The 23,086-nt window shown below is 61.3% G+C and carries 20 protein-coding genes; 14 read left to right on the forward strand and 6 right to left on the reverse strand.

Annotation, left to right across the window (positions count from 1 at the left end; genetic code table 11):
• Window positions 1-38 precede the first annotated feature (38 nt).
• The 5 genes from bioD to bioB all read right to left on the reverse strand — a co-directional run bounded on the left by bioD (window position 39) and on the right by bioB (window position 4,581).
• Window positions 39-719 (reverse strand): dethiobiotin synthase, encoded by a 681-nt coding sequence (gene bioD, locus TU84_RS20375; RefSeq protein ID WP_048372282.1) that lies wholly within the window; start codon window positions 717-719, stop codon window positions 39-41.
• Window positions 716-1,528: a malonyl-ACP O-methyltransferase BioC gene (gene bioC / locus TU84_RS20380; protein WP_048372284.1), complete on the reverse strand. Its 813-nt coding sequence runs from the start codon at window positions 1,526-1,528 to the stop codon at window positions 716-718. The genes bioD and bioC overlap by 4 nt, the downstream gene beginning before the upstream one ends.
• Window positions 1,521-2,252: an alpha/beta fold hydrolase gene (locus TU84_RS20385; RefSeq protein WP_048372286.1), complete on the reverse strand. Its 732-nt coding sequence runs from the start codon at window positions 2,250-2,252 to the stop codon at window positions 1,521-1,523. Before TU84_RS20385 ends, bioC begins: the two co-directional genes overlap by 8 nt.
• Window positions 2,245-3,417 carry an 8-amino-7-oxononanoate synthase gene (bioF, locus tag TU84_RS20390; RefSeq protein ID WP_048372287.1) on the reverse strand — a complete coding sequence of 391 codons (1,173 nt, stop codon included), beginning with the start codon at window positions 3,415-3,417 and terminating at the stop codon, window positions 2,245-2,247. Before bioF ends, TU84_RS20385 begins: the two co-directional genes overlap by 8 nt.
• A gap of 108 nt (window positions 3,418-3,525) precedes the next feature.
• Window positions 3,526-4,581, reverse strand: coding sequence for a biotin synthase BioB (gene bioB / locus TU84_RS20395; RefSeq protein ID WP_048372289.1), 1,056 nt, complete (start codon window positions 4,579-4,581; stop codon window positions 3,526-3,528).
• 88 nt (window positions 4,582-4,669) lie between these two features.
• Here bioB and TU84_RS20400 point away from each other — a divergent pair, with 88 nt between their 5' ends.
• From TU84_RS20400 to TU84_RS20425, 6 genes are all read left to right on the forward strand, one after another.
• Window positions 4,670-5,410 carry a ComF family protein gene (locus TU84_RS20400; RefSeq protein WP_048372290.1) on the forward strand — a complete coding sequence of 247 codons (741 nt, stop codon included), beginning with the start codon at window positions 4,670-4,672 and terminating at the stop codon, window positions 5,408-5,410.
• Window positions 5,411-5,469: 59 nt separating this feature from the next.
• The gene (locus TU84_RS20405; protein ID WP_048372292.1) at window positions 5,470-6,234 is read left to right on the forward strand and encodes a TOBE domain-containing protein; all 765 of its coding nucleotides are present in this window, start codon (window positions 5,470-5,472) and stop codon (window positions 6,232-6,234) included.
• Between the two features lie 162 nt (window positions 6,235-6,396).
• On the forward strand, window positions 6,397-8,298 hold the full coding sequence (locus TU84_RS20410) for a PhoX family protein (protein WP_048372294.1): 1,902 nt from the start codon (window positions 6,397-6,399) through the stop codon (window positions 8,296-8,298).
• A gap of 129 nt (window positions 8,299-8,427) precedes the next feature.
• The gene (locus tag TU84_RS20415) at window positions 8,428-9,402 is read left to right on the forward strand and encodes a serine/threonine protein kinase (protein ID WP_048372296.1); all 975 of its coding nucleotides are present in this window, start codon (window positions 8,428-8,430) and stop codon (window positions 9,400-9,402) included.
• A 113-nt stretch (window positions 9,403-9,515) separates the two neighbouring features.
• Entirely contained in the window at window positions 9,516-10,403 is an 888-nt protein-coding gene (gene rarD, locus TU84_RS20420; protein ID WP_048372297.1) for an EamA family transporter RarD, read from the forward strand.
• 330 nt (window positions 10,404-10,733) lie between these two features.
• Window positions 10,734-12,911 (forward strand): malate synthase G, encoded by a 2,178-nt coding sequence (locus TU84_RS20425; protein ID WP_048372299.1) that lies wholly within the window; start codon window positions 10,734-10,736, stop codon window positions 12,909-12,911.
• A gap of 78 nt (window positions 12,912-12,989) precedes the next feature.
• Here TU84_RS20425 and TU84_RS20430 read toward each other — a convergent pair whose 3' ends face one another.
• Window positions 12,990-13,430 (reverse strand): response regulator, encoded by a 441-nt coding sequence (locus tag TU84_RS20430; protein ID WP_048372301.1) that lies wholly within the window; start codon window positions 13,428-13,430, stop codon window positions 12,990-12,992.
• A gap of 268 nt (window positions 13,431-13,698) precedes the next feature.
• On the opposite strand from TU84_RS20430, the gene TU84_RS20435 reads away from it, so the two are divergent.
• From TU84_RS20435 to TU84_RS26365, 8 genes are all read left to right on the forward strand, one after another.
• Entirely contained in the window at window positions 13,699-15,633 is a 1,935-nt protein-coding gene (locus tag TU84_RS20435) for a putative nucleotidyltransferase substrate binding domain-containing protein (RefSeq protein ID WP_048372303.1), read from the forward strand.
• The gene (locus TU84_RS20440; RefSeq protein ID WP_048372304.1) at window positions 15,630-16,340 is read left to right on the forward strand and encodes a 3'-5' exonuclease; all 711 of its coding nucleotides are present in this window, start codon (window positions 15,630-15,632) and stop codon (window positions 16,338-16,340) included. Before TU84_RS20435 ends, TU84_RS20440 begins: the two co-directional genes overlap by 4 nt.
• 177 nt (window positions 16,341-16,517) lie before the next feature.
• A complete protein-coding gene (locus TU84_RS20445) occupies window positions 16,518-17,036 on the forward strand; it encodes an RNA polymerase sigma factor (protein ID WP_048372373.1) in 519 nt (172 codons plus the stop codon).
• Window positions 17,033-18,007: a FecR family protein gene (locus tag TU84_RS20450; RefSeq protein ID WP_048372305.1), complete on the forward strand. Its 975-nt coding sequence runs from the start codon at window positions 17,033-17,035 to the stop codon at window positions 18,005-18,007. The genes TU84_RS20445 and TU84_RS20450 overlap by 4 nt, the downstream gene beginning before the upstream one ends.
• A 90-nt stretch (window positions 18,008-18,097) precedes the next feature.
• A complete protein-coding gene (locus tag TU84_RS20455; protein ID WP_048372307.1) occupies window positions 18,098-20,533 on the forward strand; it encodes a TonB-dependent siderophore receptor in 2,436 nt (811 codons plus the stop codon).
• 96 nt (window positions 20,534-20,629) lie between these two features.
• Window positions 20,630-21,742: a PepSY-associated TM helix domain-containing protein gene (locus TU84_RS20460; protein ID WP_048372309.1), complete on the forward strand. Its 1,113-nt coding sequence runs from the start codon at window positions 20,630-20,632 to the stop codon at window positions 21,740-21,742.
• Window positions 21,739-21,915, forward strand: coding sequence for a hypothetical protein (locus TU84_RS26320; protein WP_088500405.1), 177 nt, complete (start codon window positions 21,739-21,741; stop codon window positions 21,913-21,915). Before TU84_RS20460 ends, TU84_RS26320 begins: the two co-directional genes overlap by 4 nt.
• Before the next feature lie 126 nt (window positions 21,916-22,041).
• Complete coding sequence (locus TU84_RS26365) at window positions 22,042-23,067, forward strand: RHS repeat-associated core domain-containing protein (RefSeq protein ID WP_053225283.1); 1,026 nt, start codon at window positions 22,042-22,044, stop codon at window positions 23,065-23,067.
• Window positions 23,068-23,086: the final 19 nt, after the last annotated feature.

A 23,086-nucleotide genomic window follows, 5' to 3' on the forward strand; every position in this document is an offset into this window, starting at 1 on the left:
TCTTTAAAAAATCGCAAGACAAGCCCGCAGTTTAGGGCTCAGTCCAGCAGGTCCAACTGCAAGTGCTCAGCCACCGCTTGCGCCGAGGCCGTTTTAAGTTTGGGCACACGGCCCAGGCAAGGGGCCGGCAGGCGCTCGGCCAGGGTGGCGAGATTTTCTTCAAGGCGCGCCGTTTTCGGGCCAATGATATTAGCCACCCAACCGGCCAGTTGCAGGCCGTCGCGGGCGATGGCTTCGGCGGTCAACAAGGCATGGCTGATGCACCCCAGGCGCACGCCGACCACCAGAATCACCGGTAGGTCGAGGGCCTGCGCCAGGTCCGACAAACTGTCTTGCCCCGACAGCGGGACTCGCCAGCCTCCCGCCCCTTCAATCAAGGTGAAGTCGGCCTGCTGGGCCAGCACATGGCGCATGGGCGCCAGCAAGGTCTGCACACTGACCACTTGGCCAGCTTCACGCGCCGCAATGTGCGGGGCGATGGGCGGCTCAAAGGCCACCGGGTTGACCTCGTCATAGGTCAATTTCACAGAACTCTCGGCCATCAATGCCAGCGCATCGGCATTGCGCAGCCCTTGCGGGGTGATCTCACAGCCCGAGGCCACCGGCTTGCCAGCCACGGTGCTCAATCCGTTTTCGCGCGCGGCATACAACAAACCGGCGGCAATCGTGGTTTTGCCGACATCAGTGTCGGTTCCCGTAATGAAGTACGCTGGGCTCATCGCGTTTTCTCCAGGATGCCGTAGACCACCTGATAAGTTGCCGGTAGCCCTTGCGGCTGACGAAATTGCTCATAAGCGCTAACCAAAGCCTGCAGCCGCGCTCTGCCGGTCAACCCTTCAGGGCGACCCGGGTTCAGATTATGCGCACCCAATGCTTTCAATTCATGGGTCAGTTGACGCACCTGCGCGTAGTGCAGCACATGGGGCTGACTCTGCAAGTTGAGCACGCGCATCGAGCTGTCAGCGCACAACTGCTGATAGGCGGCAAACTCACGAAAACGGTTCACATGGACTTGCCCGTCCACGGCCCGCCAACTGTCACGCAGCTCACTTAACGTGCCCACGCACAAGCTGGCAAAGGCCATGACGCCACCGGGTTTGAGCACTCGATGGGCTTCGCTGAGCACCCGCGCAAAATCACCGCACCACTGCAACGCCAGGCTGGAAAAAATCAGGTCGCAACTTTTGGCTTGCAGCGGCAAGCTTTCAGCATCCCCGGCGATAAAATGCGCGGCGCCGCCCAAGGGCCGGGCGAACGCCAGCATGCCTTGGGCGATGTCCAGCGCCAGCCCTTCACTGTGGGGAAATTGCTGCGCCAGGGCCCGGCTGAAATAGCCCGTGCCGCTGCCCAGATCCAGCCAGCGCTGCGGCGCCAGACCAGCCGGTAAACGCGCCAGCAACGCATGCCCGACGTCACGTTGCAGCTCGGCCACGCTGTCGTAACTGGCCGCCGCACGCGAAAACGACACCGCCACCTGGCGCTTGTCCGGCAGGTGGCCTGCACACGTTGCAACACTGAGATCAGTCATCGTCCAGCTCATGTAAAAAAGCCTGAATCGCGGCCGCCAGCTCGTGGGGCGCTTCCAGTAAAAAGGCATGACAGGCCTGTTCAATCAGACCCACTTCGACATCGGGCAACAGCGCCAGCAACGCCTCGGCCGCCGCCACAGGCACCAGCCCGTCGGTCCCGGCAAACAGGTGCAGTTGTGGCCCGTTGAAGGCTTGCAGGGCCGGGCGCACATCCAGTTGGCCCAGCAGTTCCAGCCCGGCCAACAAGGGTGCCGGCTGCACTTTGGGGGCTGCGCCCAAGAGCAATTGCGTCATGGCGCGCGGGTCTGCCGCGCCTTGGCTACACAGCAGAGCAAAGCGCTTGAAGGTGCTGTGCGGCGCTTCAGCGAAGCCTGATAAAAACGCCTCGAAGGTGGCGTTGGGCATTGCCGATGGCCAGTCCTCACGGGTAACAAAACTCGGGTTGCTGGCCAAAGTGATCAGCCCGCAGCAACGATCGCCACGGCGGGCTGCCAACTCACTGGCGAGCATCCCGCCCAGAGACCAGCCGCCCAGCCAGGCGTTGTCGGGCAGGTTGGCGTCCAGCTCGTCGAGCCAGTCGTCCAGTTGCGCTGACTCCAGCACCGGCAGCGGTTCGACCTCGACTCGCAAATGCTCATCCAGACCGCGTAATGCTGCGGCCAAAGGTTCCAGCGGGGAAATCCCCAAGCCCCAGCCGGGCAGCAAAATCAGACGATCACGCATGGTCGGGCTCCAGCTTTCGCCAACAGTCATCCAGTGCGCTTAACAATAGCTGCACCTGAGCCTCTGTGTGGGCCGCCGACAAGGTCACACGCAACCGCGCACTGCCCGCCGGTACCGTCGGCGGGCGGATCGCCGTCACCAGCAAACCGCGCTCACGCAACATCGCTGACAAACGCAACGCCCGGCCACTGTCGCCAATCACGATCGGCTGGATCGGCGTAAAGCTGTCCATCAACTGCAAACCGATCTGCTCGGCGCCCCTGCGGAACTGGCTAATCAGGGTGTTCAGGTGCTCACGACGCCAGTGCTCGCTGCGCAACAGCTCAAGGCTTTTGAGGGTGGCGCAGGCCAGCGCGGGCGGCTGGCTGGTGGTGTAGATATAAGGCCGGGCGAACTGGATCAAGCTCTCGATCAGCTCTTCGCTGCCCGCCACAAACGCACCGCTGGTGCCGAAGGCTTTGCCCAGCGTGCCCACCAGCACCGGCACGTCGTCCACGCCCAAGCCAAAATGCTCGGCAATCCCGCCGCCCTGCGCACCCAGCGGGCCAAAGCCGTGGGCATCGTCGACCATCAGCCAGGCGCCTTTGGCCTTGGCCTCACGGGCCAGGCTCGGCAAGTCGGCCACATCGCCGTCCATGCTGAACACGCCGTCGGTGACCACCAAAGTGTTGCCGCAGGCTTTCTCCAGACGCTTGGCCAGGCTGGCCGCGTCGTTGTGCAAATAGCGGTTGAAGCGCGCGCCGCTGAGCAAACCGGCATCCAGCAACGAGGCGTGATTGAGACGGTCTTCGAGCACCGTATCGCCCTGCCCGACCAAGGCGGTGACCGCCCCCAGATTGGCCATGTAGCCATTGCTGAACAGCAGCGCACGCGGGCGCCCGGTGAACTCGGCCAGGGCTTCTTCCAGCGCGTGATGCGGGCCGCTGTGGCCGATGACCAAATGCGACGCCCCGCCGCCCACGCCCCAACGCGACGCACCGGCCTGCCAGGCTTCGATCACCTGCGGGTGATTGGCCAAGCCCAAGTAGTCGTTATTACAGAAGGCCAACAGCGGCTGGCCATCGACCACCACCTGCGGCCCTTGCGGGCTCTCAAGCAATGGCCGTTGACGGTAAAGATTGTCGGCACGACGCGCAGCCAGACGGGCGCTTAAATCAAAAGACATGCTGGCCTCGGAAATAGATTGCACAAGACCTGTAGGAGCGAGCTCGCCTCGCGATCTTTTGATCGTTTAAAAGATCGCGAGGCAAGCTCGCTCCTACAGTTAAGAGGCTTACACCGCAGCGTTATAGAACTGCTCGCTGGATTTTTGCTCGATCAGCGCTTGCTCGATCGCCGCCTGATGCACTTCATCGGCGTGTTCCTGGCGGGCTTCGGGCAAGATGCCCAGGCGCGCAAACAGTTGCATGTCTTTGTCCGCCTGCGGGTTGGCGGTGGTCAGCAATTTGTCGCCGTAGAAAATCGAGTTGGCCCCGGCAAAGAACGCCAGCGCCTGCATTTGCTCGTTCATGGCCTCACGCCCGGCCGACAGCCGAACATGGCTTTGTGGCATCAAGATACGCGCCACGGCCAGCATGCGGATGAAGTCGAACGGGTCGATGTCCTCGGCATTGGCCAGCGGCGTACCCGCCACTTTCACCAGCATGTTGATCGGCACCGACTCCGGGTGCTCGGGCAGGTTGGCCAGTTGGATCAACAGATTGGCGCGGTCGTCCAGCGACTCGCCCATGCCCAGAATCCCGCCGGAACAGATCTTCATCCCCGCATCGCGCACATAGCTCAACGTTTGCAGGCGTTCGCTGTAGGTACGGGTGGTGATGATGCTGGTGTAGAAGTCGGGCGAGGTGTCGAGGTTGTGGTTGTAGTAATCCAGCCCCGCGTGCGCCAGCGCCGCCGTTTGCTCCTGATCAAGCTTGCCCAGGGTCATGCAGGTTTCCAGGCCCATGGCCTTCACGCCTTTGACCATTTCCAGCACGTAGGGCATGTCTTTGGCCGACGGGTGCTTCCAGGCGGCGCCCATGCAGAAACGCGTCGAGCCGATGGCTTTGGCCCGCGCCGCCTCTTCAAGCACCGCCTGCACCTGCATCAACTTCTCTTTTTCCAGCCCGGTGTTGTAGTGACCGGACTGCGGACAATATTTGCAATCTTCCGGGCACGCCCCGGTTTTGATCGAAAGCAGCGTCGAAACTTGCACCCGATTGGCGTCGAAATGCGCGCGGTGCACGGTCTGCGCCTGAAAAAGCAGGTCATTGAACGGCTGGACAAACAACGCTCGAACTTCGGCTAAAGACCAATCATGTCGCAAGTTGGCATGGGTGCTGGCGCTCATCGGCGATTCTCTTGTTTATGCTGGGACTTGAACCTGAAGCAACCGCCTCAGGCACGGCACGGATGCGCGATATGTTTGAGGATGCTACATGACTTGTCAACCACGCTTGTTTAGCGTGGTTGACAAGTGGTTATTAATTAACCAAACGTGTTTAGTGTGCGATGAACGCACCGACACCCCGCTGCCACTCTGCGCGGCCTGCGAGCTGGAGCTGCCCTGGCTGGGTGACCGTTGCGAGCGTTGCGCATTGCCGCTGCCGATGGCCGGGCTCACCTGCGGCCTGTGCATCAAGCACCCGCCGGCCTACGAATCGGTGTATGCGCCGTGGGTATACGGCTTTCCCGTCGACAGCTTGATCATCCGTTTCAAGCACAACAGCCGCTGGCCGTATGGCCGCTTGTTGGCCGATATTCTCGGCCAATCGCTGCGTGATCGGTTCAACACCGGCGACCCCCAACCCGACTGTTTACTGCCGGTGCCGCTGTCTACTCAGCGCCTGCGCCAGCGCGGCTACAACCAGGCCGCCATGCTCGCCCAGTGGCTGAGCCGCAACTTGGGTATCCCGTGTCACGACGACTGGCTGCTGCGCCACCAAGACACCGCCGCGCAACAGGCGCTCGATGCCAAGGCCCGCAAGCGCAACTTGCTCCACGCCTTCAGCCTGGCCCCGCAGGTTGACGTGCGCGGCCTGCACCTGGCGCTGGTGGACGACGTGCTGACTACCGGCGCCACCGCGCAAAGTCTGGCGCGCCTGCTGCGTCAGGCCGGCGCGCGGCAGGTGGATGTGTATTGCCTGGCGCGCACGCCCAGGCCCGACGCGCCGCCTTGACGCCACCGGGCTGAGCAGGCACTTTCCGGGGCTCACCCAGCTTTGCGAATGACGCCCCCATGCAACTACCGACTTTGCTGACCCAGCACATCGCCCGCCGCCCGCAGCGCATTGCCTTGTTGCAGCACATCGCCGAGCAAGGCTCGATCACCCGCGCCGCCAAAAGCGCGGGCATCAGCTACAAAGCGGCGTGGGACAGCATCGACGAGCTGAACAACCTGGCACAAACCCCGCTGGTTGAACGCAGCGTGGGCGGCAAAGGCGGCGGCGGTGCACGCCTGTCGGTGGCCGGGGAACGGGTGATGCGCCTCTATCAACGCCTGCAAGCCCTGCAAAGCCAAGTGCTGGACGCCGCCGAAGACGCCAGCGACCTCGACCTGCTGGGCCGCTTGATGCTCAGAACCAGCGCCCGCAACCAGTTGCACGGCAGCGTCAAGGCCATCCACAGCCATGGCCACAACGACCTGATTGAACTGCAACTGCCCGGCGGCCTGACGCTGCACGCGCAAATCACCCATGACAGCACCCAGCGCCTGGAACTGAACCTCGACACCCCGGTGGTGGCGTTGATCAAGGCGGGCTGGCTGCAACTGACGGCGCCCGACCAGCCATTGGTGGCCGGGCACAACCTGCTGCGCGGGCGCATCGAACAAATCCTCGACGCCGACGACAGCCCCAGCGAAGTGCGCATCAGCCTGCCCAGCGGCCAAACCTTGTGCGCCTTGAGCGAACCGCAACACCTCGAAACACTCCAGTTGGCTGTGGGCAGCGAGGTCAATGTGCAGTTTTCACCGACTCTGGTGTTGCTCGGCACACCCCTCTAACGGCCTTGTGGGAGCGGGCTTGCTCGCGATGCAGACACCTCGGTCGACCCTTTGACCGCACCGATGCCATCGCGAGCAAGCCCGCTCCCACACGTTTTCTGCAACACCACTGTCATAACCGCTGCTTAAGGTTGCGCAAAAACCTTAAAAGGCCTGCGCACTATGAACCTCCTGGATGATCAACACCCCACCGACCTTGAGCGCATTGTCGGCTTGAGTCGACGCGGGTTTATCAGCGCAGGCGCCCTATGCGGCGCGGCGATGTTTCTGGGCGGCAACCTGCTCAGCCGCAGCGCACTGGCCGCCGGGGTCAGCTCGGCCGCAAGCCCCTTGCTGGGCTTTGCCAGCATCAATGCCGCCACCAGCGACAGCCTCAGCCTGCCACCCGGCTACCGCGCCTCGGTGTTGATCAGTTGGGGCCAGCCCCTGCACACCAACGGCCCGGCCTTTGACCCCAGCGGCAATGGCAGCGCCGACGCTCAGGAGGTGCAGTTTGGCGACAACAACGACGGCATGAGCCTGTTCGCCTTCCCCGACGACCCCAACCGCGCCCTGCTGGCGATCAACAACGAATACACCAATTACCGCTACCTGTACCCCCACGGCGGCTTGCCGACATCGGCCGAAGAGGTGCACAAAGCCCAGGCCAGCGAAGGCGTGTCGGTCATTGAAGTGCAGCGCAAAGGCGACGGCTGGCAGTTCGTCCAGGACTCGCCCTTTAACCGGCGCATCCACGGCAACACGCCGATCCGCCTCAGCGGCCCGGCCGAAGGGCACGCCTTGTTGCGCACCCAGGCCGACATCAATGGCGCCCGGGTACTGGGCACCTTCCAGAACTGCGCCAACGGCAAAACACCGTGGGGCACCTACCTCACCTGCGAAGAAAACTTCACCGACTGCTTTGGCAGCTCAGACCCCCAGCAGACCTTCGACGCCGCGCAAAAGCGCTACGGCGCCACACTCGCCAGCCGCGAAATCAACTGGCACCTGCACGACCCGCGCTTCGACCTGGCGACTAACCCCAACGAGCTCAACCGCCATGGCTGGGTGGTCGAAATCGACCCGTTCGACCCGAAATCGTTGCCGGTCAAACGCACCGCGCTGGGCCGCTTCAAACACGAAAACGCCGCATTGGCACAGACCCGTGATGGCCGCGCCGTGGTGTACATGGGCGACGACGAACGCGGTGAGTTCATCTACAAATTCATTAGCCGCGACCGCATCGATACCCAAAACCCCAAGGCCAACCGCGACCTGCTGGACCACGGCACGCTGTATGTGGCGCGCTTTGATGCGGGTGACAAGCACCCCGATCACCCCAAAGGCCAAGGCCAGTGGATCGCACTGCGCCACGGCCAAAACGGCATCGACGCCAGCCAGGGTTTCGCCAACCAGGCCGAAGTGCTGATCCACGCCCGGCTCGCGGGCAGCGTGGTCAACGCCACGCGCATGGACCGCCCGGAGTGGATCGTGGTCAGCCCCAAAGACGGCCAGGTGTATTGCACCCTGACCAACAACGCCAAACGCGGCGAAGACGGCCAACCCGTCGGCGGCCCCAACCCCCGTGAAAAGAACGTTTACGGGCAGATCCTGCGCTGGAAAGCCCACAACGATGACCACGGTGCCGACAGCTTCGACTGGGACCTGTTTGTGGTCGCGGGCAACCCGGTGGTGCACCCAAAACAGCCCAAAGGGGGTTCAGCCAACATCACCCCGCAGAACATGTTCAACAGCCCCGACGGCCTGGGTTTTGACGACGCCGGGCGCCTGTGGATCCTGACCGACGGCGACTACAGCAACAAAGGCGACTTCGCCGGCATGGGCAATAACCAAATGCTCTGCGCCGACCCCGACAGCGGTGAAATCCGTCGTTTCATGGTCGGCCCGGTGGGCTGTGAAGTGACCGGCATCAGCTTCTCGCCGGATCAAAAAACCCTGTTCGTCGGTATCCAGCACCCTGGCGAAAACGGCGGCTCGACCTTCCCCGAGCATCTGCCCAACGGCAAACCGCGCTCCTCGGTCATGGCCATCAGCCGCGAAGACGGCGGGATCGTCGGCGCATAGCGATGGACCCTTGCTGCTCGCGATCTTTTGATCTTTTAAAAGATCGCGAGGCAAGCTCGCTCCTACAGGGGTCAGTCTGCGTTAACATGCTTGGCCGGACGCGGCAGCCTGCTGCGCGCAGGAGTCAGCATGTCTCATCCGTTCGCAACACTTACCCCTGATCTGGTGCTCGACGCCGTCGAAAGCATCGGTTTCCTCAGCGACGCCCGCGTGCTCGCCCTCAACAGTTACGAAAACCGCGTGTACCAGGTCGGTATCGAAGGCTCGGAGCCGCTGATCGCGAAGTTCTACCGCCCGCAGCGCTGGACCAACGAAGCGATCCTCGAAGAACACCGCTTTACCTTCGAACTGGCCGACTGCGAAGTGCCGGTGGTGGCGCCGATCATTCATAACGGCCAAAGCCTGTTCGAACACCAGGGCTTTCGCTTTACCTTGTTCCCGCGACGCGGTGGCCGTGCCCCCGAGCCGGGCAACCTTGACCAGCTGTACCGCCTCGGCCAACTGCTTGGGCGCCTGCATGCGGTGGGTGCCACCAAGCCCTTTGAACACCGCGAAGCCCTGGGCGTGAAGAATTTTGGCCATGACTCGCTGACCACCTTGCTCGAAGGCAATTTCATCCCGCGTAGCCTGTTACCGGCTTACGAGTCGGTGGCCCGCGATCTGCTCAAGCGTGTCGAAGACGTGTACGCCGCCACCCCGCACAGCAACATTCGCATGCACGGCGACTGCCACCCCGGCAACATGATGTGCCGCGACGAGGTGTTTCATATTGTCGACCTCGACGACTGCCGCATGGGCCCGGCGGTGCAAGACCTGTGGATGATGCTGGCCGGTGATCGCCAGGAATGCCTCGGCCAACTGTCCGAACTGATGGATGGCTACAGCGAGTTCCACGACTTCAACCCCCGTGAACTGGCCCTGATCGAACCCCTTCGCGCCTTGCGCCTGATGCACTACAGTGCCTGGCTGGCCCGCCGCTGGGACGACCCGGCGTTCCCGCACAGCTTTCCGTGGTTTGGCAGCGAGCGGTATTGGGGCGACCAGGTGCTGGCGTTGCGCGAACAACTCTCGGCGCTCAATGAAGAGCCGCTGAAACTGTTTTAAATGGGTGCCCTTTGTAGGAGCGAGCTTGCCTCGCGATCTTTTTAAAAGATCAAAAGATCGCGAGGCAAGCTCGCTCCTATAGCATCCGTCATTTGCTTAACCAAGGATCCTGCATGCAAGCCGCCAACCCGCGTCGCGGGTACATTCTGGGCCTCAGCGCCTATATCATCTGGGGCCTGTTCCCACTCTATTTCAAACTGCTGGAAAGCGTGCCCGCCGCCGAAATCATCGTCAGCCGCGTGCTCTGGTCAGCGCTGTTTGGCTCGCTGCTGTTGCTGGTATGGAAGCACCCCGGCTGGTGGCAAGAGCTGCGCGACAACCCCAAACGCCTCGCCGTGCTCAGCGGCAGCGGCCTGTTGATCGCCATCAACTGGCTGACCTATGTGTGGGCGGTGAACAACGACCGCATGCTCGAAGCCAGCCTGGGTTACTACATCAACCCGCTGGTCAACGTGCTGCTCGGGATGTTGCTGCTGGGTGAGCGCCTGCGCCGCCTGCAATGGATTGCCGTGGGCCTGGCCGCCATCGGTGTGGCCGAGCAAGTGTGGCAAGCCGGCAGCCTGCCGTGGGTGTCGCTGGTGCTGGCGCTGACCTTTGGCTTTTACGGGCTGATCCGCAAGCAGGCGCCGGTCAAGGCCTTGCCGGGGCTGGTGGTCGAAACCTGGATTCTGGTGCCCATCGCCATCGGCTGGCTGCTGATGCACCCCGAGGCCAACAGTGCCCACGCCGATTTCTGGGCCACCTCACAAGCCTGGTTGCTGGTGGCCGCAGGCCCGGCCACATTAATCCCGCTGGTGTGCTTCAACGCGGCCACGCGCCACCTGCCCTACACCACCATCGGCTTTATGCAGTACGTCGCGCCCACCCTGGTGCTGATTCTTGCCGTGTGGGTGTTTGGCGAACACTTGTCCGAGAGCACCCTGATCGCCTTTATGTTCATTTGGGCGGGCCTTGTGGTGTACAGCATTGACGCCTGGCTGAGCCTGCGCAAAAAAGCCTGACCTGAACCCCGTGGGAGCACGCCCGCTCCCACGGGGTTTTTATGGGCCTGCTTATAAAATTGTGTACTGTTTTTAGAATTATCTGGAACAACCTGCACTTTTCTTGAGAACATCCTGTTCTTCTACGTGACCGATAGCTTAATAAAAGTCGCAGAACGACGTAGTTAGTCTGATTTTCACATCGGCAAATGATCATGTAGTATGCCTCGGCGACCACTACATAATTGGCAACAAGGTCGGTCAATGCGTCTGCTTTACCCCGTATGACCCCGCTGCGGCGGTGTTTTGAGAAGCGCTCCAGGCTTTAAATAAAAATGAGTGAGGCAAGCAATGACTGAACACGTTCACGTCGGTGGCCTGCAGGTCGCCAAAGTCCTGTTCGACTTCGTCAACAACGAAGCCATCCCCGGTACCGGCCTCAACGCCGACCAGTTCTGGGCCGGTGCCGATAAGGTCATTCATGACCTGGCCCCCAAGAACAAAGCACTGCTCGCCAAACGCGATGATTTGCAGGCGCGCATCGACGCCTGGCACCAGGCGCAGGCCGGTAAGGCCCATGACGCCGTGGCTTACAAAGCCTTCCTACAAGACATTGGGTATCTGCAGCCAGAAGCCGCAGATTTCCAGGCAACGACGCAAAACGTCGATGACGAAATCGCCCGCATGGCTGGCCCACAGTTGGTGGTGCCGGTGATGAATGCGCGCTTTGCCCTCAACGCCTCGAACGCCCGCTGGGGTTCGCTGTACGACGCGTTGTACGGCACCGATGCCATCAGCGAAGCCGATGGCGCCGAAAAGGGCAAAGGCTACAACAAGGTCCGTGGCGACAAGGTCATTGCCTTCGCCCGCGCCTTTCTTGACGAAGCCGCGCCGCTGGCCAGCGGTTCGCACGTTGACACCACGGCTTACGCCATCGTTGACGGCGCCTTGCAGGTCACCCTCAAAGACGGCGCCAGCAGCGGCCTGCGCGACACCGCGCAACTGATCGGCTACCACGGCTCGGCCGCGGCACCGACCGCTGTGCTGCTCAAACACAACGGCCTGCACTTCGAGATCCAGATCGACGCCACCAGCCCGGTCGGTAAAACCGATGCGGCAGGCGTCAAAGACGTGCTGATGGAAGCTGCGCTGACCACCATCATGGACTGCGAAGACTCGGTTGCCGCGGTCGACGCCGATGACAAAGTGGTGATCTACCGCAACTGGCTCGGCCTGATGAAGGGCAACCTGAGCGAGCAAGTGACCAAGGGCGGCGAAACCTTCACCCGCACCATGAACCCGGACCGCGAGTACACCGCGCCCAATGGCGGCACCGTCAGCCTGCATGGCCGTTCGCTGTTGTTCGTGCGTAACGTGGGCCACCTGATGACCATCGACGCGATCCTCGACAAGGACGGCAACGAAGTCCCTGAAGGCATCCTCGACGGCCTGCTGACTAGCCTGGCGGCCATCCACAGCCTCAACGGCCAGGCCTCGCGCAAAAACAGCCGCACCGGTTCGGTGTACATCGTCAAACCGAAAATGCACGGGCCTGACGAAGCCGCCTTCACCAACGAGCTGTTCGGGCGCATCGAAGACGTGCTCAAGCTGCCACGCAACACGCTCAAAGTCGGGATCATGGACGAAGAGCGCCGCACCACCGTCAACCTCAAGGCGTGCATTAAAGCCGCCAGCGAGCGCGTGGTGTTCATCAACACCGGCTTCCTGGACCGTACCGGCGACGAGATCCACACCTCCATGGAAGCCGGGCCGATGGTGCGCAAGGCTGACATGAAAGCCGAGAAGTGGATTTCGGCCTACGAAAACAACAACGTCGACGTGGGTTTGAGCACCGGCCTGCAAGGCCGTGCGCAAATCGGCAAAGGCATGTGGGCAATGCCCGACCTGATGGCGGCGATGCTGGAACAGAAAATAGCTCACCCGCTGGCCGGGGCCAACACCGCTTGGGTGCCATCGCCGACCGCCGCTGCCTTGCACGCGCTGCATTACCACAAGGTCGACGTGTTCGCGCGTCAGGCCGAACTGGCCAAGCGCGCCCCGGCCTCGGTGGACGACATCCTGACCATCCCGCTGGCCGTGAACCCGCAGTGGACGCCTGAGCAGATCCAGAACGAACTGGATAACAACTCACAAGGCATTCTGGGTTACGTGGTGCGCTGGATCGATCAGGGCGTGGGCTGTTCGAAAGTGCCGGACATTCATGACGTCGGCCTGATGGAAGACCGTGCGACGCTGCGTATTTCCAGCCAGCACATCGCCAACTGGCTGCGTCACGGCATCGTCAGCGAGACCCAAGTGCTTGAAAGCCTCAAGCGCATGGCCCCGGTGGTTGACCGCCAGAACGCCAACGACGCGCTGTACCGTCCATTGGCACCGAACTTCGACAGCAACATCGCCTTCCAGGCGGCGGTCGAGTTGGTGATCGAAGGCACTAAACAGCCAAACGGCTACACCGAGCCGGTGTTGCACCGTCGTCGTCGTGAGTTCAAGGCTAAAAACGGCCTGTAAAACCTCGTACCCCCCTGTAGGAGCGAGCTTGCCTCGCGATCTTTTAGAAGATCAAAAGATCGCGAGGCAAGCTCGCTCCTACAGATTCAGTTCTTTTTTGATCAAATCCAGCAGCTTGGGCGGGTCGATGGGCTTGAGCAGAAAGTCCAGCACGTTCAAGTGCATCGCTTCAATCGCGTCCCGTACCTCTGCATCCCCCGACATGATGATGATCGGCAGCTCAGCGCGTTCCGACTCGCGTACCTGGCGGATCAGGTGCAAACCGTCGTGGGGCTCCATGCGCAAATCGGTCAGCATCAGGCCAATCGGCAAGGCTGAATCCAGCAGCGCCAGCGCCTGCGTGCCATTGCTGGCGGTCGCGCAGTCAATCCCGTGCAGCGACAGCAGCTCTGCCAGCAACTCGCGGGCAAGCGGGTCATCTTCGACGATCAACACGCACTGCTCTGCCGGAGCAGGGGCTTGCATCACCTCGCTCAAGAGTTCACGTTCGGCGTCGGTCAGAATGTCGTGTTCGCTCATACCCGTCTCAAAAACTGCCCCCGGTTAAAAACCAAGCGGTTCAGTCAGTTATCCCGCAATGCGATCAATGTGCACCTAGCTAAGCCTATTTCCAAGTAGGGCCGGTCTGAAAAATGTAAAAAGCCCGCACGTTGTCGAAAAACACAGCCACCAGACAGGTTTCCTAGACTTACGTCCAATGGGCACCCGCGTGCAGACAACCGAGCATGAAGGCCAGCAGGGGCCACGCCCCGTGATAACAACAACGGCTAATCATGCGGTATCGGTAATGAGCAAATCGGATGCGTTTCTCCAGGCAGGTCGAACGGCGGTGTTGCAAAACATCCACGGCACCATGCAGTTCTTGCAGCGGTTCCCGCCCTTTAACCAAATGGAAAACACTCACCTGGCCTTCCTGGTTGAACAGTGCCAACTGCGTTTCTATGGTCCCGGTGACAGCATCATTCGGCCCGAAGACGGCCCGGTCGAGCATTTCTATATCGTCAAACAAGGCCGCGTCATCGGCGAGCGCACGCACCAGGGCGCCAGCGTGGTCGAAACCACCTTTGAAATCACCGCTGGCGAGTGTTTCCCTCTCGCCGCCCTGCTGGGTGAACGGGCCACTCGCACAGAACACTTGGCCGCTGAAGACACCTTCTGCCTGCAACTGAACAAAGCCGCGTTTATCAAAGTGTTTGCCCTGTCCGAAGAGTTCCGCGATTTCGCCTTGCGCGGGGTCAGCAGCCTGCTCGACAAGGTCAACCGGCAAGTGCAGCAAAAAGCAGTCGAAACCCTCGGCACCCAATACTCGCTCAACACCCGCCTGGGCGAATTGGCCATGCGCCACCCGGTCACCTGTAGCCCGCAGACCGCCCTGCGCGAAGCCGTGCGCCTGATGCATGAGCAACAAGTGGGCAGCATCGTGATCGTTAACGAACACAAGGCGCCGCTGGGCATTTTCACCCTGCGCGATTTGCGTCAGGTGGTGGCCAACGGCATTGAAGATTTTGATCAGGCCATCGACGCGCACATGACCGCCGGGCCGTTTTACCTGTCACCCGATCACAGTGCCTTCGACGCCGCCATTGCCATGACCGAACGGCACATCGCCCACGTGTGTCTGGTCAAGGAACAGCGCCTGTGCGGCGTGGTCTCCGAGCGCGACTTGTTCTCGCTGCAACGGGTCGATCTGGTGCACCTGGCCCGCACCATCCGCCATGCGCCACGGCTGGACACCCTGATCAACCTGCGCGGCGAAATCAGCCAGTTGGTAGAGCGCATGCTGGCCCACGGCGCTTCATCCACCCAAATCACCCACATCATCACCCTGCTCAACGACCACACCGTGTGCCGCGTGATTGAGCTGGTACTGGCCGAGCGTGGCGACCCCGGCGTGCCGTTCACCTGGCTGTGTTTCGGCAGCGAAGGCCGACGCGAGCAAACCCTGCACACCGACCAGGACAACGGCATCTTGTTCGAGGCCAAAGACGCCGCCCAAGCCGCCGATATCCGCCAGCGTCTGCTGCCCATCGCGCAGCAGATCAACCAGCACCTGGCGGCCTGCGGCTTCACCCTGTGCAAAGGCAACATCATGGCCGGCAACCCCGAGCTGTGTTTGTCCCGCGCCGAATGGGCCCGGCGCTTCAGCGCATTTATTCGCGAGGCCACCCCGCAAAACCTGTTGGCCTCCAGCATCTACTTCGACCTGCGCGCCGTGTGGGGCGACGAACAGGGTTGCCAGCACCTGCGCCGCACGATCCTCACGCAAGTCGCCGACAACCGCTTGTTCCAGCGCATGATGGCCGACAACGCCCTGCGCCATCGCCCGCCCGTGGGCCGTTTTCGCGAGTTTGTGCTGGAGCGCAAAGGCGGCGACAAAGCCACCCTCGACCTCAAGGTGCAGGGCCTCGGCCCGTTCGTTGACGGTGCCCGCCTGTTGGCGCTGGCCCATGGTGTAGAGGCCATCAACACCCTTGAACGCCTGCGCCAGCTCACCACCCTGGGCGTGATCGAGCCGCTGGACGGCGCGGCCTACGAAGAGGCGTATCACTTTATTCAGCAGACCCGCATGCAACAGCATCAGTTGCAGACCCGGCAAAACCGCCCGTACTCCAACCGAGTCGACCCCGACCAGTTGAACCAACTGGATCGGCGCATCCTGCGTGAAGCCCTGCGTCAGGCGCAGCGCCTGCAAAGCAGCCTGGCCCTGCGGTATCAGCTATGAAGCTGTTTTCCTGGCTGCTGCCGCGTAAAGCCCCGATCCTAAGCCTTGCCCAGCAGCAACGCCTGTTGCGCCTGCCCGAGTCTGCCGGCCTGGGCGATCACGCGCTGCGCGCCCAGCGCTGGGTGGTGGTTGACCTGGAAACCAGCGGCCTGAACCTCAATCGCGACCAAGTGTTATCGATTGGCGCGATGGTCATTGAAGACGGCGCCATAGACTTCAGCCAAACCTTTGAACGGACCATGTTGCGCACTGACAACCCGCTGAGCCCCAGCGTCTTGCTGCATGGCTTGGGGCCCAGTGCGATTGCTGCCGGCAGCGACCCGGCCGACGCCCTGCTGGACTTTATGGCGTTTGTCGGTGACAGCCCGCTGCTGGCCTTTCACGCCCCGTTCGACCAGCACATGCTCACCCGTGCGCTCAAAGACAGCCTGGGTTACCGCTTGCAACATGCCTTTATGGACGTGGCAGCCCTGGCGCCCATGCTCTGCACGCAGCATCAGGGCCGCGAGGCCGGGCTGGATCACTGGATCAAGCACTTCAACCTGTATGTCGAAGACCGCCACAACGCCAGCGCCGACGCCCTGGCCACGGCGGAGCTGACGCTCATCCTGTTCAGCCGCGCCCGCGCCCAAGGCATCGACAGCCCCCAGGCCCTGCAACAGCGCCTCAACCAGTGGCAACGGCGCAAGATCATTCACAGCTTTTAAGAGCGCCCCCATCCCTCTGTAGGAGCGAGCTTGTCTCGCGATCTTTTGAACATTTAAAAGATCGCGAGGCAAGCTCGCTCCTACGGTTAGCCGATGAGCGTCAATTGCGCCGCCCGTTCCCCTCTGACACAATCGCGAATAATTATCGTTAGTTAAAACTTGCCCTCGGTGCAGCCGTTGTCCTCACTCCAAAACCCTCAGCACGAACTGGTTGGCTCGCTTTACCGCGACCATCGCGTTTGGCTGCTGGCGTGGTTACGGCGCAATGTGGCGTGCCCGCAACGCGCCGAGGACTTGAGCCAGGACACCTTCGTGCGCCTGCTGGGTCGCAGCGAACTCAGCGCCCCGCGTGAGCCCCGGGCGTTTCTCGCGGCCATCGCCAAGGGCCTGCTGTTTGACTACTTTCGCCGCGCCGCCCTGGAGCAGGCGTACCTCAACGAATTGACGCTACTGCCCGAGGCCGAGCAGCCCTCGCCCGAAGAACAACACCTGATCCTCGAAGACCTCAAAGCCATCGACCGCCTGCTCGGCAAGTTGTCGAGCAAGGCCCGTGCGGCATTCTTATACAGCCGCCTCGATGGCCTGCCCCATGCCGACATCGCGCAGCGCCTGGGCGTGTCGGTGCCGCGTGTGCGTCAGTACTTGGCCCAAGGCATGCGCCAGTGCTACATCGCGCTGTATGGCGAGCCGACGTGAGCGCGATCAGTTCCAAACCGGTGTCAGCCCGCGTGCTCGACGCGGCCATTGCCTGGCAACTGTGCCTGGACTGTGGCAATGGCAGCCCGGTGCAACAGGCCGAATTCGACAAGTGGTACGCCGCCAGCGAAGAGCACGCCCGCGCCTGGCAACAACTGGGCATGCTCGACCACCGCTTCAGCAGCACCAGCCTGGCCGCACGCAATGCCTTGCGTAACGCCCGCAGCGGCGTGCATCAGCGGGTGCGCAAACTCGGCAGCGGCCTGGCGAGCATTGCGCTGGTGTGCGGGCTGGCCCTGTTCGCGGGCAAAAACTACCTGCCGTTGGATTACTGGATGGCCGACCAACGCACCGCCACCGGCGAGCAACGCCAGTTGCAACTGGCCGATGGCACCGTGATCAACCTCAACACCCACAGCGCGGTAGATGTTCAGTTTGATGGCGACACCCGGCGCATCATCCTGCAAGCCGGCGAGATCATGGTGCAGACCGGCCACGGCGACCCGCGACCCTTTGTCGTGCAAACCCGCGACGGCACCCTGCGGGCCTTGGGCACGCGGTTTATGGTCAAGCGCGAAGACGACGGCACACGCCTGAGCGTGCTGCAATCACGCGTGGCGGCGCACCCCGAAAACAGCGTTGAGGACGTCATCTTCAGCGCAGGCCAGCAAGTGCTCATGCACCGCGACCACCTCGGCCAAATGCTCACCGTCACCGCCGGGGCCGACGCCTGGACACGCGGCATGCTGGTGCTCGACAACGTGCGCCTGGCCGACATGGTCGGCGAACTCAATCGCTACCACCGCGGGCATCTGGGCGTTGATCCGCGCGTGGCCGACCTGCGCATCACCGGCAGCTTCCCGCTGGACAACCTCGAGCTGGCGCTCAATGCCCTGCCGCCGATCCTGCCGGTCAAGGTCAAACAGCTCACCCCGTGGTGGATCACCGTCGCCCCGGCGCCAGAAAAATAAATGCAGATTATTTTCAATTAGCCCTATCACTTTTCGCTGCTCGTTCGGCTCCTAGTCATTGAGAACAATTTCCATTCAGGAATCCGCCGAATGTCCCGCACCTTCGATACGTTTTTGCGCCCCAGCCTGTTGACCCTGGCCATTGCCCTCGGCACACCGCTGGCCAGCACCGCGTTAATAGCCGCCGAACAAAATACCACCTCGCGCAGCTACAACCTGCCCGCCGGGCCGTTGGCCGCGACGCTCAACCAGATTGCCAGCCAGGCCAGCCTGACCCTGGCCATGGACCCGGCATTGCTGGCCGGCAAAACCTCGGCACCCGTGCAGGGCACCTTCGAACCCACCACGGCGCTGCGTGAAGCGTTGCGCGGCACGGGGTTGCAGTTGGTGCCGGGCAGCGCAGGCAGCTACACCCTGATCGCAATCACGCAGGGCGCCGTGGCCCTGGAAGCCACCACGATTTCCGCTCAGGGCGGATACGAAAGTGCTTGGGGGCCAGTCACCGGCTACCTGGCGCAGCGCTCAGCGGCGGGCACTAAAACTGACACCGCGCTGGCAGAAGCCCCACGCTCAATCTCGGTCGCCACGCGCAGCCAGATGCAAGATCGCGCGGCGCAAAACCTCGACGACGCCGTGCGTTACATGCCCGGCGTGACCGCCAGCAGCTATGGCAGCGACAGCCGTTCGGAATGGCTGAAAGTGCGCGGCTTTGAACCCACTCAATTCCTCGATGGCCTGCCGTTGCCCAAAGGCTCGTACACCATGCCCAAGCTGGACACCTGGAACCTGGAGCGCGTCGCCTTGCTGCGCGGTCCGGCTTCATCGGTGTACGGGCAAACCCCGGCAGGCGGCTTGCTGGACATGGTCAGCCGTCGCCCCGAAGACACCGCCAGCCACGAAGTACAACTGCAAATCGGCAGCTACCAGCGCAAGCAAATCAGCTTTGACAGCACGGGACCGATAGACGACGAAGGGCGTTTTCTGTATCGCGTCAGCGGCGTGGTGCGTGACAGCAACACCACCATCGAGCACACCGATGACAAGCGCTACAACATCGCCCCGAGCCTGACGTGGAACATCGACCCGGACACCACGCTGACCTTCCTCAGCCAGTTCAACCGCGATGACACCGGCACCACCAGCCAGTTCTTGCCGATTCAGGGCACGCTGGTGTCCACCCCGGCAGGCAAGGTCAAGCCCCACAAGAACCTCGGTGATCCGGACTGGGAGTTCTACGACAAAACTTACTACGCGCTCGGCTATGCCTTTGAACATCGCCTGAACGATGTGTGGCAGTTCCGCCAAAACCTGCGTTACACCAAAAGTGACTTGTCCTTTCAGAGCATCACCGCCGGCGGTTACTTTGGTTCGGTGGCCGATGACGGCACCGTCCAGCGCGGGGCCAACATCGTGGACGAAGACATCAGCCAGTTCGCCGTAGACAACAACCTGCAAGCCGACTTCACCACCGGCGCGCTCAAGCACACGCTGCTGATCGGCCTTGATCATCAGCGCGTCGATACCAGCTACAAATGGCAATACGGCGTTGCCCCGGTCAGTAACATCAACAACCCGATCTACGGGCAAGACTTCAGCCACGTCAACTACACCGCCTACAACGATTACAACCAGAAAACCCGCGACACCGGCCTGTACCTGCAAGACCAGATGGCGCTGGATAACTGGCGTCTGACCCTGGGCGGGCGTCAAGACTGGCTGCACACCGACACCACCTTCTACAACCAGAACGATGCCCGCGACAAACGCGACGACAGCGCCTTTACCGGCAATGCGGCGCTGAGCTACGTGTTCGACTCCGGGTTCACCCCTTACGTGTCCTATGCCGAGTCGTTCCAGGCCGAACCGGGGGGCTTTGGCGGCAAAGCGTTCAAGCCCGGTACAGGCAAGCAATACGAATTGGGCCTTAAATACCAGCCACCGGGCAGCGAGATGCTCTTCACTGCCGCCGTGTATGACCTGACCCGCAAAAACATCGTGCTCAGCGACACCCTTGGCGTGAGCCGCCCCTTGGGTGAAGCCAACGTGCGAGGCCTGGAACTGGAGGCCGTGGGCAACGTCAACGACAACCTCAAACTGACCGCCGCCTACACCTACGCCAACACCAAAATGACCAAAGTTTCAGACCCGCTGGACAAAAACCGCCCGCTGCCGCTGACACCCGAGCATCAGGCCTCCATCTGGGCTGACTACACCTGGCACAAAGGCGCACTGGAAGGCTTCGGCATTGGTTTCGGGGCGCGTTACATCGGCGAAACCGACAATATCGCCATTGGCAGCAAAGGCTACGTGGCTGACGCCGCTTACGGTCATACAGACGCCTACACCGTGTATGACGCGGCCGTGCATTACGACCTCGGCAAGGTCAGCAAAGCCCTTAAAGGCGCCACCGTGTCGGTCAATGCCAATAACGTTTTCGACAAGCAATACCTGTCAACGTGCGACGGTTTCTACTGCTACTACGGTGACCGCCGCAACATCATGGCCAGTGTTGACTACAAGTGGTAACCCGCTAAACCGGCTTCTGTAGGCGCGAGCTTTTAAAAGATCGCGAGGCAAGCTCGCTCCTACAGGGACAAGGGTGTTTTTACATTTGGGACCTTCATGAAAAGCAAAACCATTCGCCGCTGGTCCTTTATCCACACCTGGACCAGCCTGATCTGCACCGCCTTTTTGCTGATGCTGGCACTCACCGGTTTGCCGTTGATTTTCAGCCATGAAATCGATCACCTGCTGGGCAATACGCCGCAAGTCCAGGCACTGCCCGAAGGCACGCCACAGCTCGATTTGCAGCAACTGGTGCAGGCCGCCGAGGCGCATCGGCCCGGCGAGGTCATGCAGTATTTCGGCTGGGAAGAAGACGAGCCCAACGCGGTCTACGCCATCATGGCCGCCACCGCTGGCACCGAGCCCAACTCGTCCCACACCTTTATGCTCGACACCCGCACCGGCCAGCCCATTGAAGTGCCATCAGCCAATGGCGGCTTCATGATGGTCATGCTGCGCCTGCACGTAGACATGTTCGCGGGCCTGCCCGGCAAGCTGCTGCTGGCCTTTATGGGCACCCTGTTTGTACTGGCGATCATCTCCGGCACCGTGCTGTACCTGCCGTTTATGCGGCGCAATGAATTTGCCAGCGTGCGCACCGACAAATCCCGCCGCCTGCGCTGGCTCGACCTGCACAACCTGATCGGCGTGGTGACTCTGACCTGGGCCTTGGTGGTGGGCGTGACCGGGGTGATCAGCGCGTGCGCCGACCTGATCATCGACGCCTGGCGCAACGACAGCCTCAGCGCCATGGTTGAACCCTACCGCAATGCCCCGCCCCTCACCCGGCACGCCCCGGCCACTCACCTGCTGGAGATCGCCCACCAGGCCGCACCCGGCATGCAACCGGACTTTATCGCCTTCCCCGGCACGCGCTTCTCCAGCGAACACCACTACGCCGTCTTTATGAAAGGCAGCACCCACCTCACCTCGCACCTGCTGACACCGGTGTTGATCGACGCCAGTACGCTGGACGTCACCGCCGTCGGCGACCGCCCCTGGTACATGAACGCCATGGGCATGTCCCAGCCCCTGCACTTTGGTGACTACGGCGGCATGCCAATGAAAATACTCTGGGCGGCCCTCGATCTGCTGACCATTATTGTGCTCGGCAGCGGCCTGTACTTGTGGTGGGTACGGCGCAAGGCCCGCAAGGAGAGCACCCGATGAAACCGCGCCAGTCCAACTTCTGGAAAGTCTTTAGCGTGCCACTGGCGGTTGGCCTGGTCAGCGCCACAGGCTTGTTCGCGGCCCTGCTGGGCGAAGGCGCATGGGACGCCCTGAGCTGGATCGGCCTGGGCATCCCGGTGTGGATCAGCGTGCGCGGGCTGCTCAAGCGCTGACCCGTGCGCTACCCAATGGCTTGGCGACCAACGGCACACAAACCTAGCCGTTCTGTCAGTACCGCTCACGGTTTTAACCCGCTATCTCTAATGGCTTCATAGAGGAAGTGATAAAGGGTTAAGACCATGTCTGCAAAAAAGAAAGTGCTGCTGCACCAGTACGCCTATGACCCGCTGGACCGCCATGTAAAAAGTGGTGGCTCAGAGGGTGACAAAACACAGGTGTTTTACAACAACGACCGGGTGGCCACCGAAATTAAAGGTAATACGGCGTATCGCGTGTTTGAAACCGACAACGCAGTGTTAGCGCAACTGACCACCACCCCCCGCGGTGTTGAAACCGCCTTGATCGCCCACGACGACAAACGCTCAACCCTGGCCACACTCACGGGCGAACAACACACCCCCGTCGCCTACACCGCAGCCGGTTATAGCCCCGCCGATGAACAACGGGTACTGGGATTTAATGGTGAACGCGACGACAAAACAACCGGACACTATTTATTGGGTAATGGTTATCGGGCATTCAATCCGGTCTTGATGCGCTTCAATAGCCCGGACAGTTGGAGCCCGTTTGGTGACGGGGGGATTAATGCGTATGCGTATTGCGCAGGCGACCCGGTGAATAGAACCGACCCCACAGGGCACTTTTGGCGGTCGTTGTTTAAAGGCATAGGCAATCAATTTGGACGCAACTATTCAACAACAATTGATAAGGGCATTTTTGTCAAAGTTACCTCAAAAAATGAAACCCTTAAGCTGAAAACAATTCTCGGTGAACGCTCAAAAACACGGGATTTCGGGATAAACAAGGTGATCAAGGAACTTCAAATCACGCACCCGGACCTCAATGCAAAAACGATGAAAAAAATCGCAACAACAATCGACGAATCAATTATTAAACAGCAGCGTGTTCGAGTAGCAGACCGTCAGCTCAGATCAGACCTTAGTGTGTTAAGAACGGGTAACTCGATAGACCCAACAGCGCTGGACGATGCATACAAAAAATTCGTTGACGCGACAGGTAGCTCTTACAACAGACCTTTCAACCAGAAAATCCCCACACCTAGCGACAATGATTACGCCCTAGAATTGGCCTACGACATCAGGACTCACGTAAATGCCATTTTAAATATTCGAAGCGCTCGCTAACCTTTATTAATACCACCAC

The organism is Pseudomonas helleri, assembly GCF_001043025.1.
Lineage (GTDB): Bacteria > Pseudomonadota > Gammaproteobacteria > Pseudomonadales > Pseudomonadaceae > Aquipseudomonas > Aquipseudomonas helleri.

What these genes read in the sequence shown, in the direction of transcription:
- TU84_RS20435 (WP_048372303.1), top strand. Translation starts at nt 13,699, where the DNA reads ATGAGCAAATCGGATGCGTTTCTCCAGGCAGGTCGAACGGCGGTGTTG.
- TU84_RS20385 (WP_048372286.1), bottom strand. Translation starts at nt 2,252, where the DNA reads ATGCGTGATCGTCTGATTTTGCTGCCCGGCTGGGGCTTGGGGATTTCC.
- TU84_RS20405 (WP_048372292.1), top strand. Translation starts at nt 5,470, where the DNA reads ATGCAACTACCGACTTTGCTGACCCAGCACATCGCCCGCCGCCCGCAG.
- TU84_RS20440 (WP_048372304.1), top strand. Translation starts at nt 15,630, where the DNA reads ATGAAGCTGTTTTCCTGGCTGCTGCCGCGTAAAGCCCCGATCCTAAGC.
- TU84_RS26365 (WP_053225283.1), top strand. Translation starts at nt 22,042, where the DNA reads ATGTCTGCAAAAAAGAAAGTGCTGCTGCACCAGTACGCCTATGACCCG.
- rarD (WP_048372297.1), top strand. Translation starts at nt 9,516, where the DNA reads ATGCAAGCCGCCAACCCGCGTCGCGGGTACATTCTGGGCCTCAGCGCC.
- TU84_RS20410 (WP_048372294.1), top strand. Translation starts at nt 6,397, where the DNA reads ATGAACCTCCTGGATGATCAACACCCCACCGACCTTGAGCGCATTGTC.
- bioD (WP_048372282.1), bottom strand. Translation starts at nt 719, where the DNA reads ATGAGCCCAGCGTACTTCATTACGGGAACCGACACTGATGTCGGCAAA.
- bioB (WP_048372289.1), bottom strand. Translation starts at nt 4,581, where the DNA reads ATGAGCGCCAGCACCCATGCCAACTTGCGACATGATTGGTCTTTAGCC.
- TU84_RS20425 (WP_048372299.1), top strand. Translation starts at nt 10,734, where the DNA reads ATGACTGAACACGTTCACGTCGGTGGCCTGCAGGTCGCCAAAGTCCTG.
- TU84_RS26320 (WP_088500405.1), top strand. Translation starts at nt 21,739, where the DNA reads ATGAAACCGCGCCAGTCCAACTTCTGGAAAGTCTTTAGCGTGCCACTG.
- TU84_RS20460 (WP_048372309.1), top strand. Translation starts at nt 20,630, where the DNA reads ATGAAAAGCAAAACCATTCGCCGCTGGTCCTTTATCCACACCTGGACC.
- TU84_RS20415 (WP_048372296.1), top strand. Translation starts at nt 8,428, where the DNA reads ATGTCTCATCCGTTCGCAACACTTACCCCTGATCTGGTGCTCGACGCC.
- bioC (WP_048372284.1), bottom strand. Translation starts at nt 1,528, where the DNA reads ATGACTGATCTCAGTGTTGCAACGTGTGCAGGCCACCTGCCGGACAAG.
- TU84_RS20400 (WP_048372290.1), top strand. Translation starts at nt 4,670, where the DNA reads ATGACTTGTCAACCACGCTTGTTTAGCGTGGTTGACAAGTGGTTATTA.
- bioF (WP_048372287.1), bottom strand. Translation starts at nt 3,417, where the DNA reads ATGTCTTTTGATTTAAGCGCCCGTCTGGCTGCGCGTCGTGCCGACAAT.
- TU84_RS20430 (WP_048372301.1), bottom strand. Translation starts at nt 13,430, where the DNA reads ATGAGCGAACACGACATTCTGACCGACGCCGAACGTGAACTCTTGAGC.
- TU84_RS20455 (WP_048372307.1), top strand. Translation starts at nt 18,098, where the DNA reads ATGTCCCGCACCTTCGATACGTTTTTGCGCCCCAGCCTGTTGACCCTG.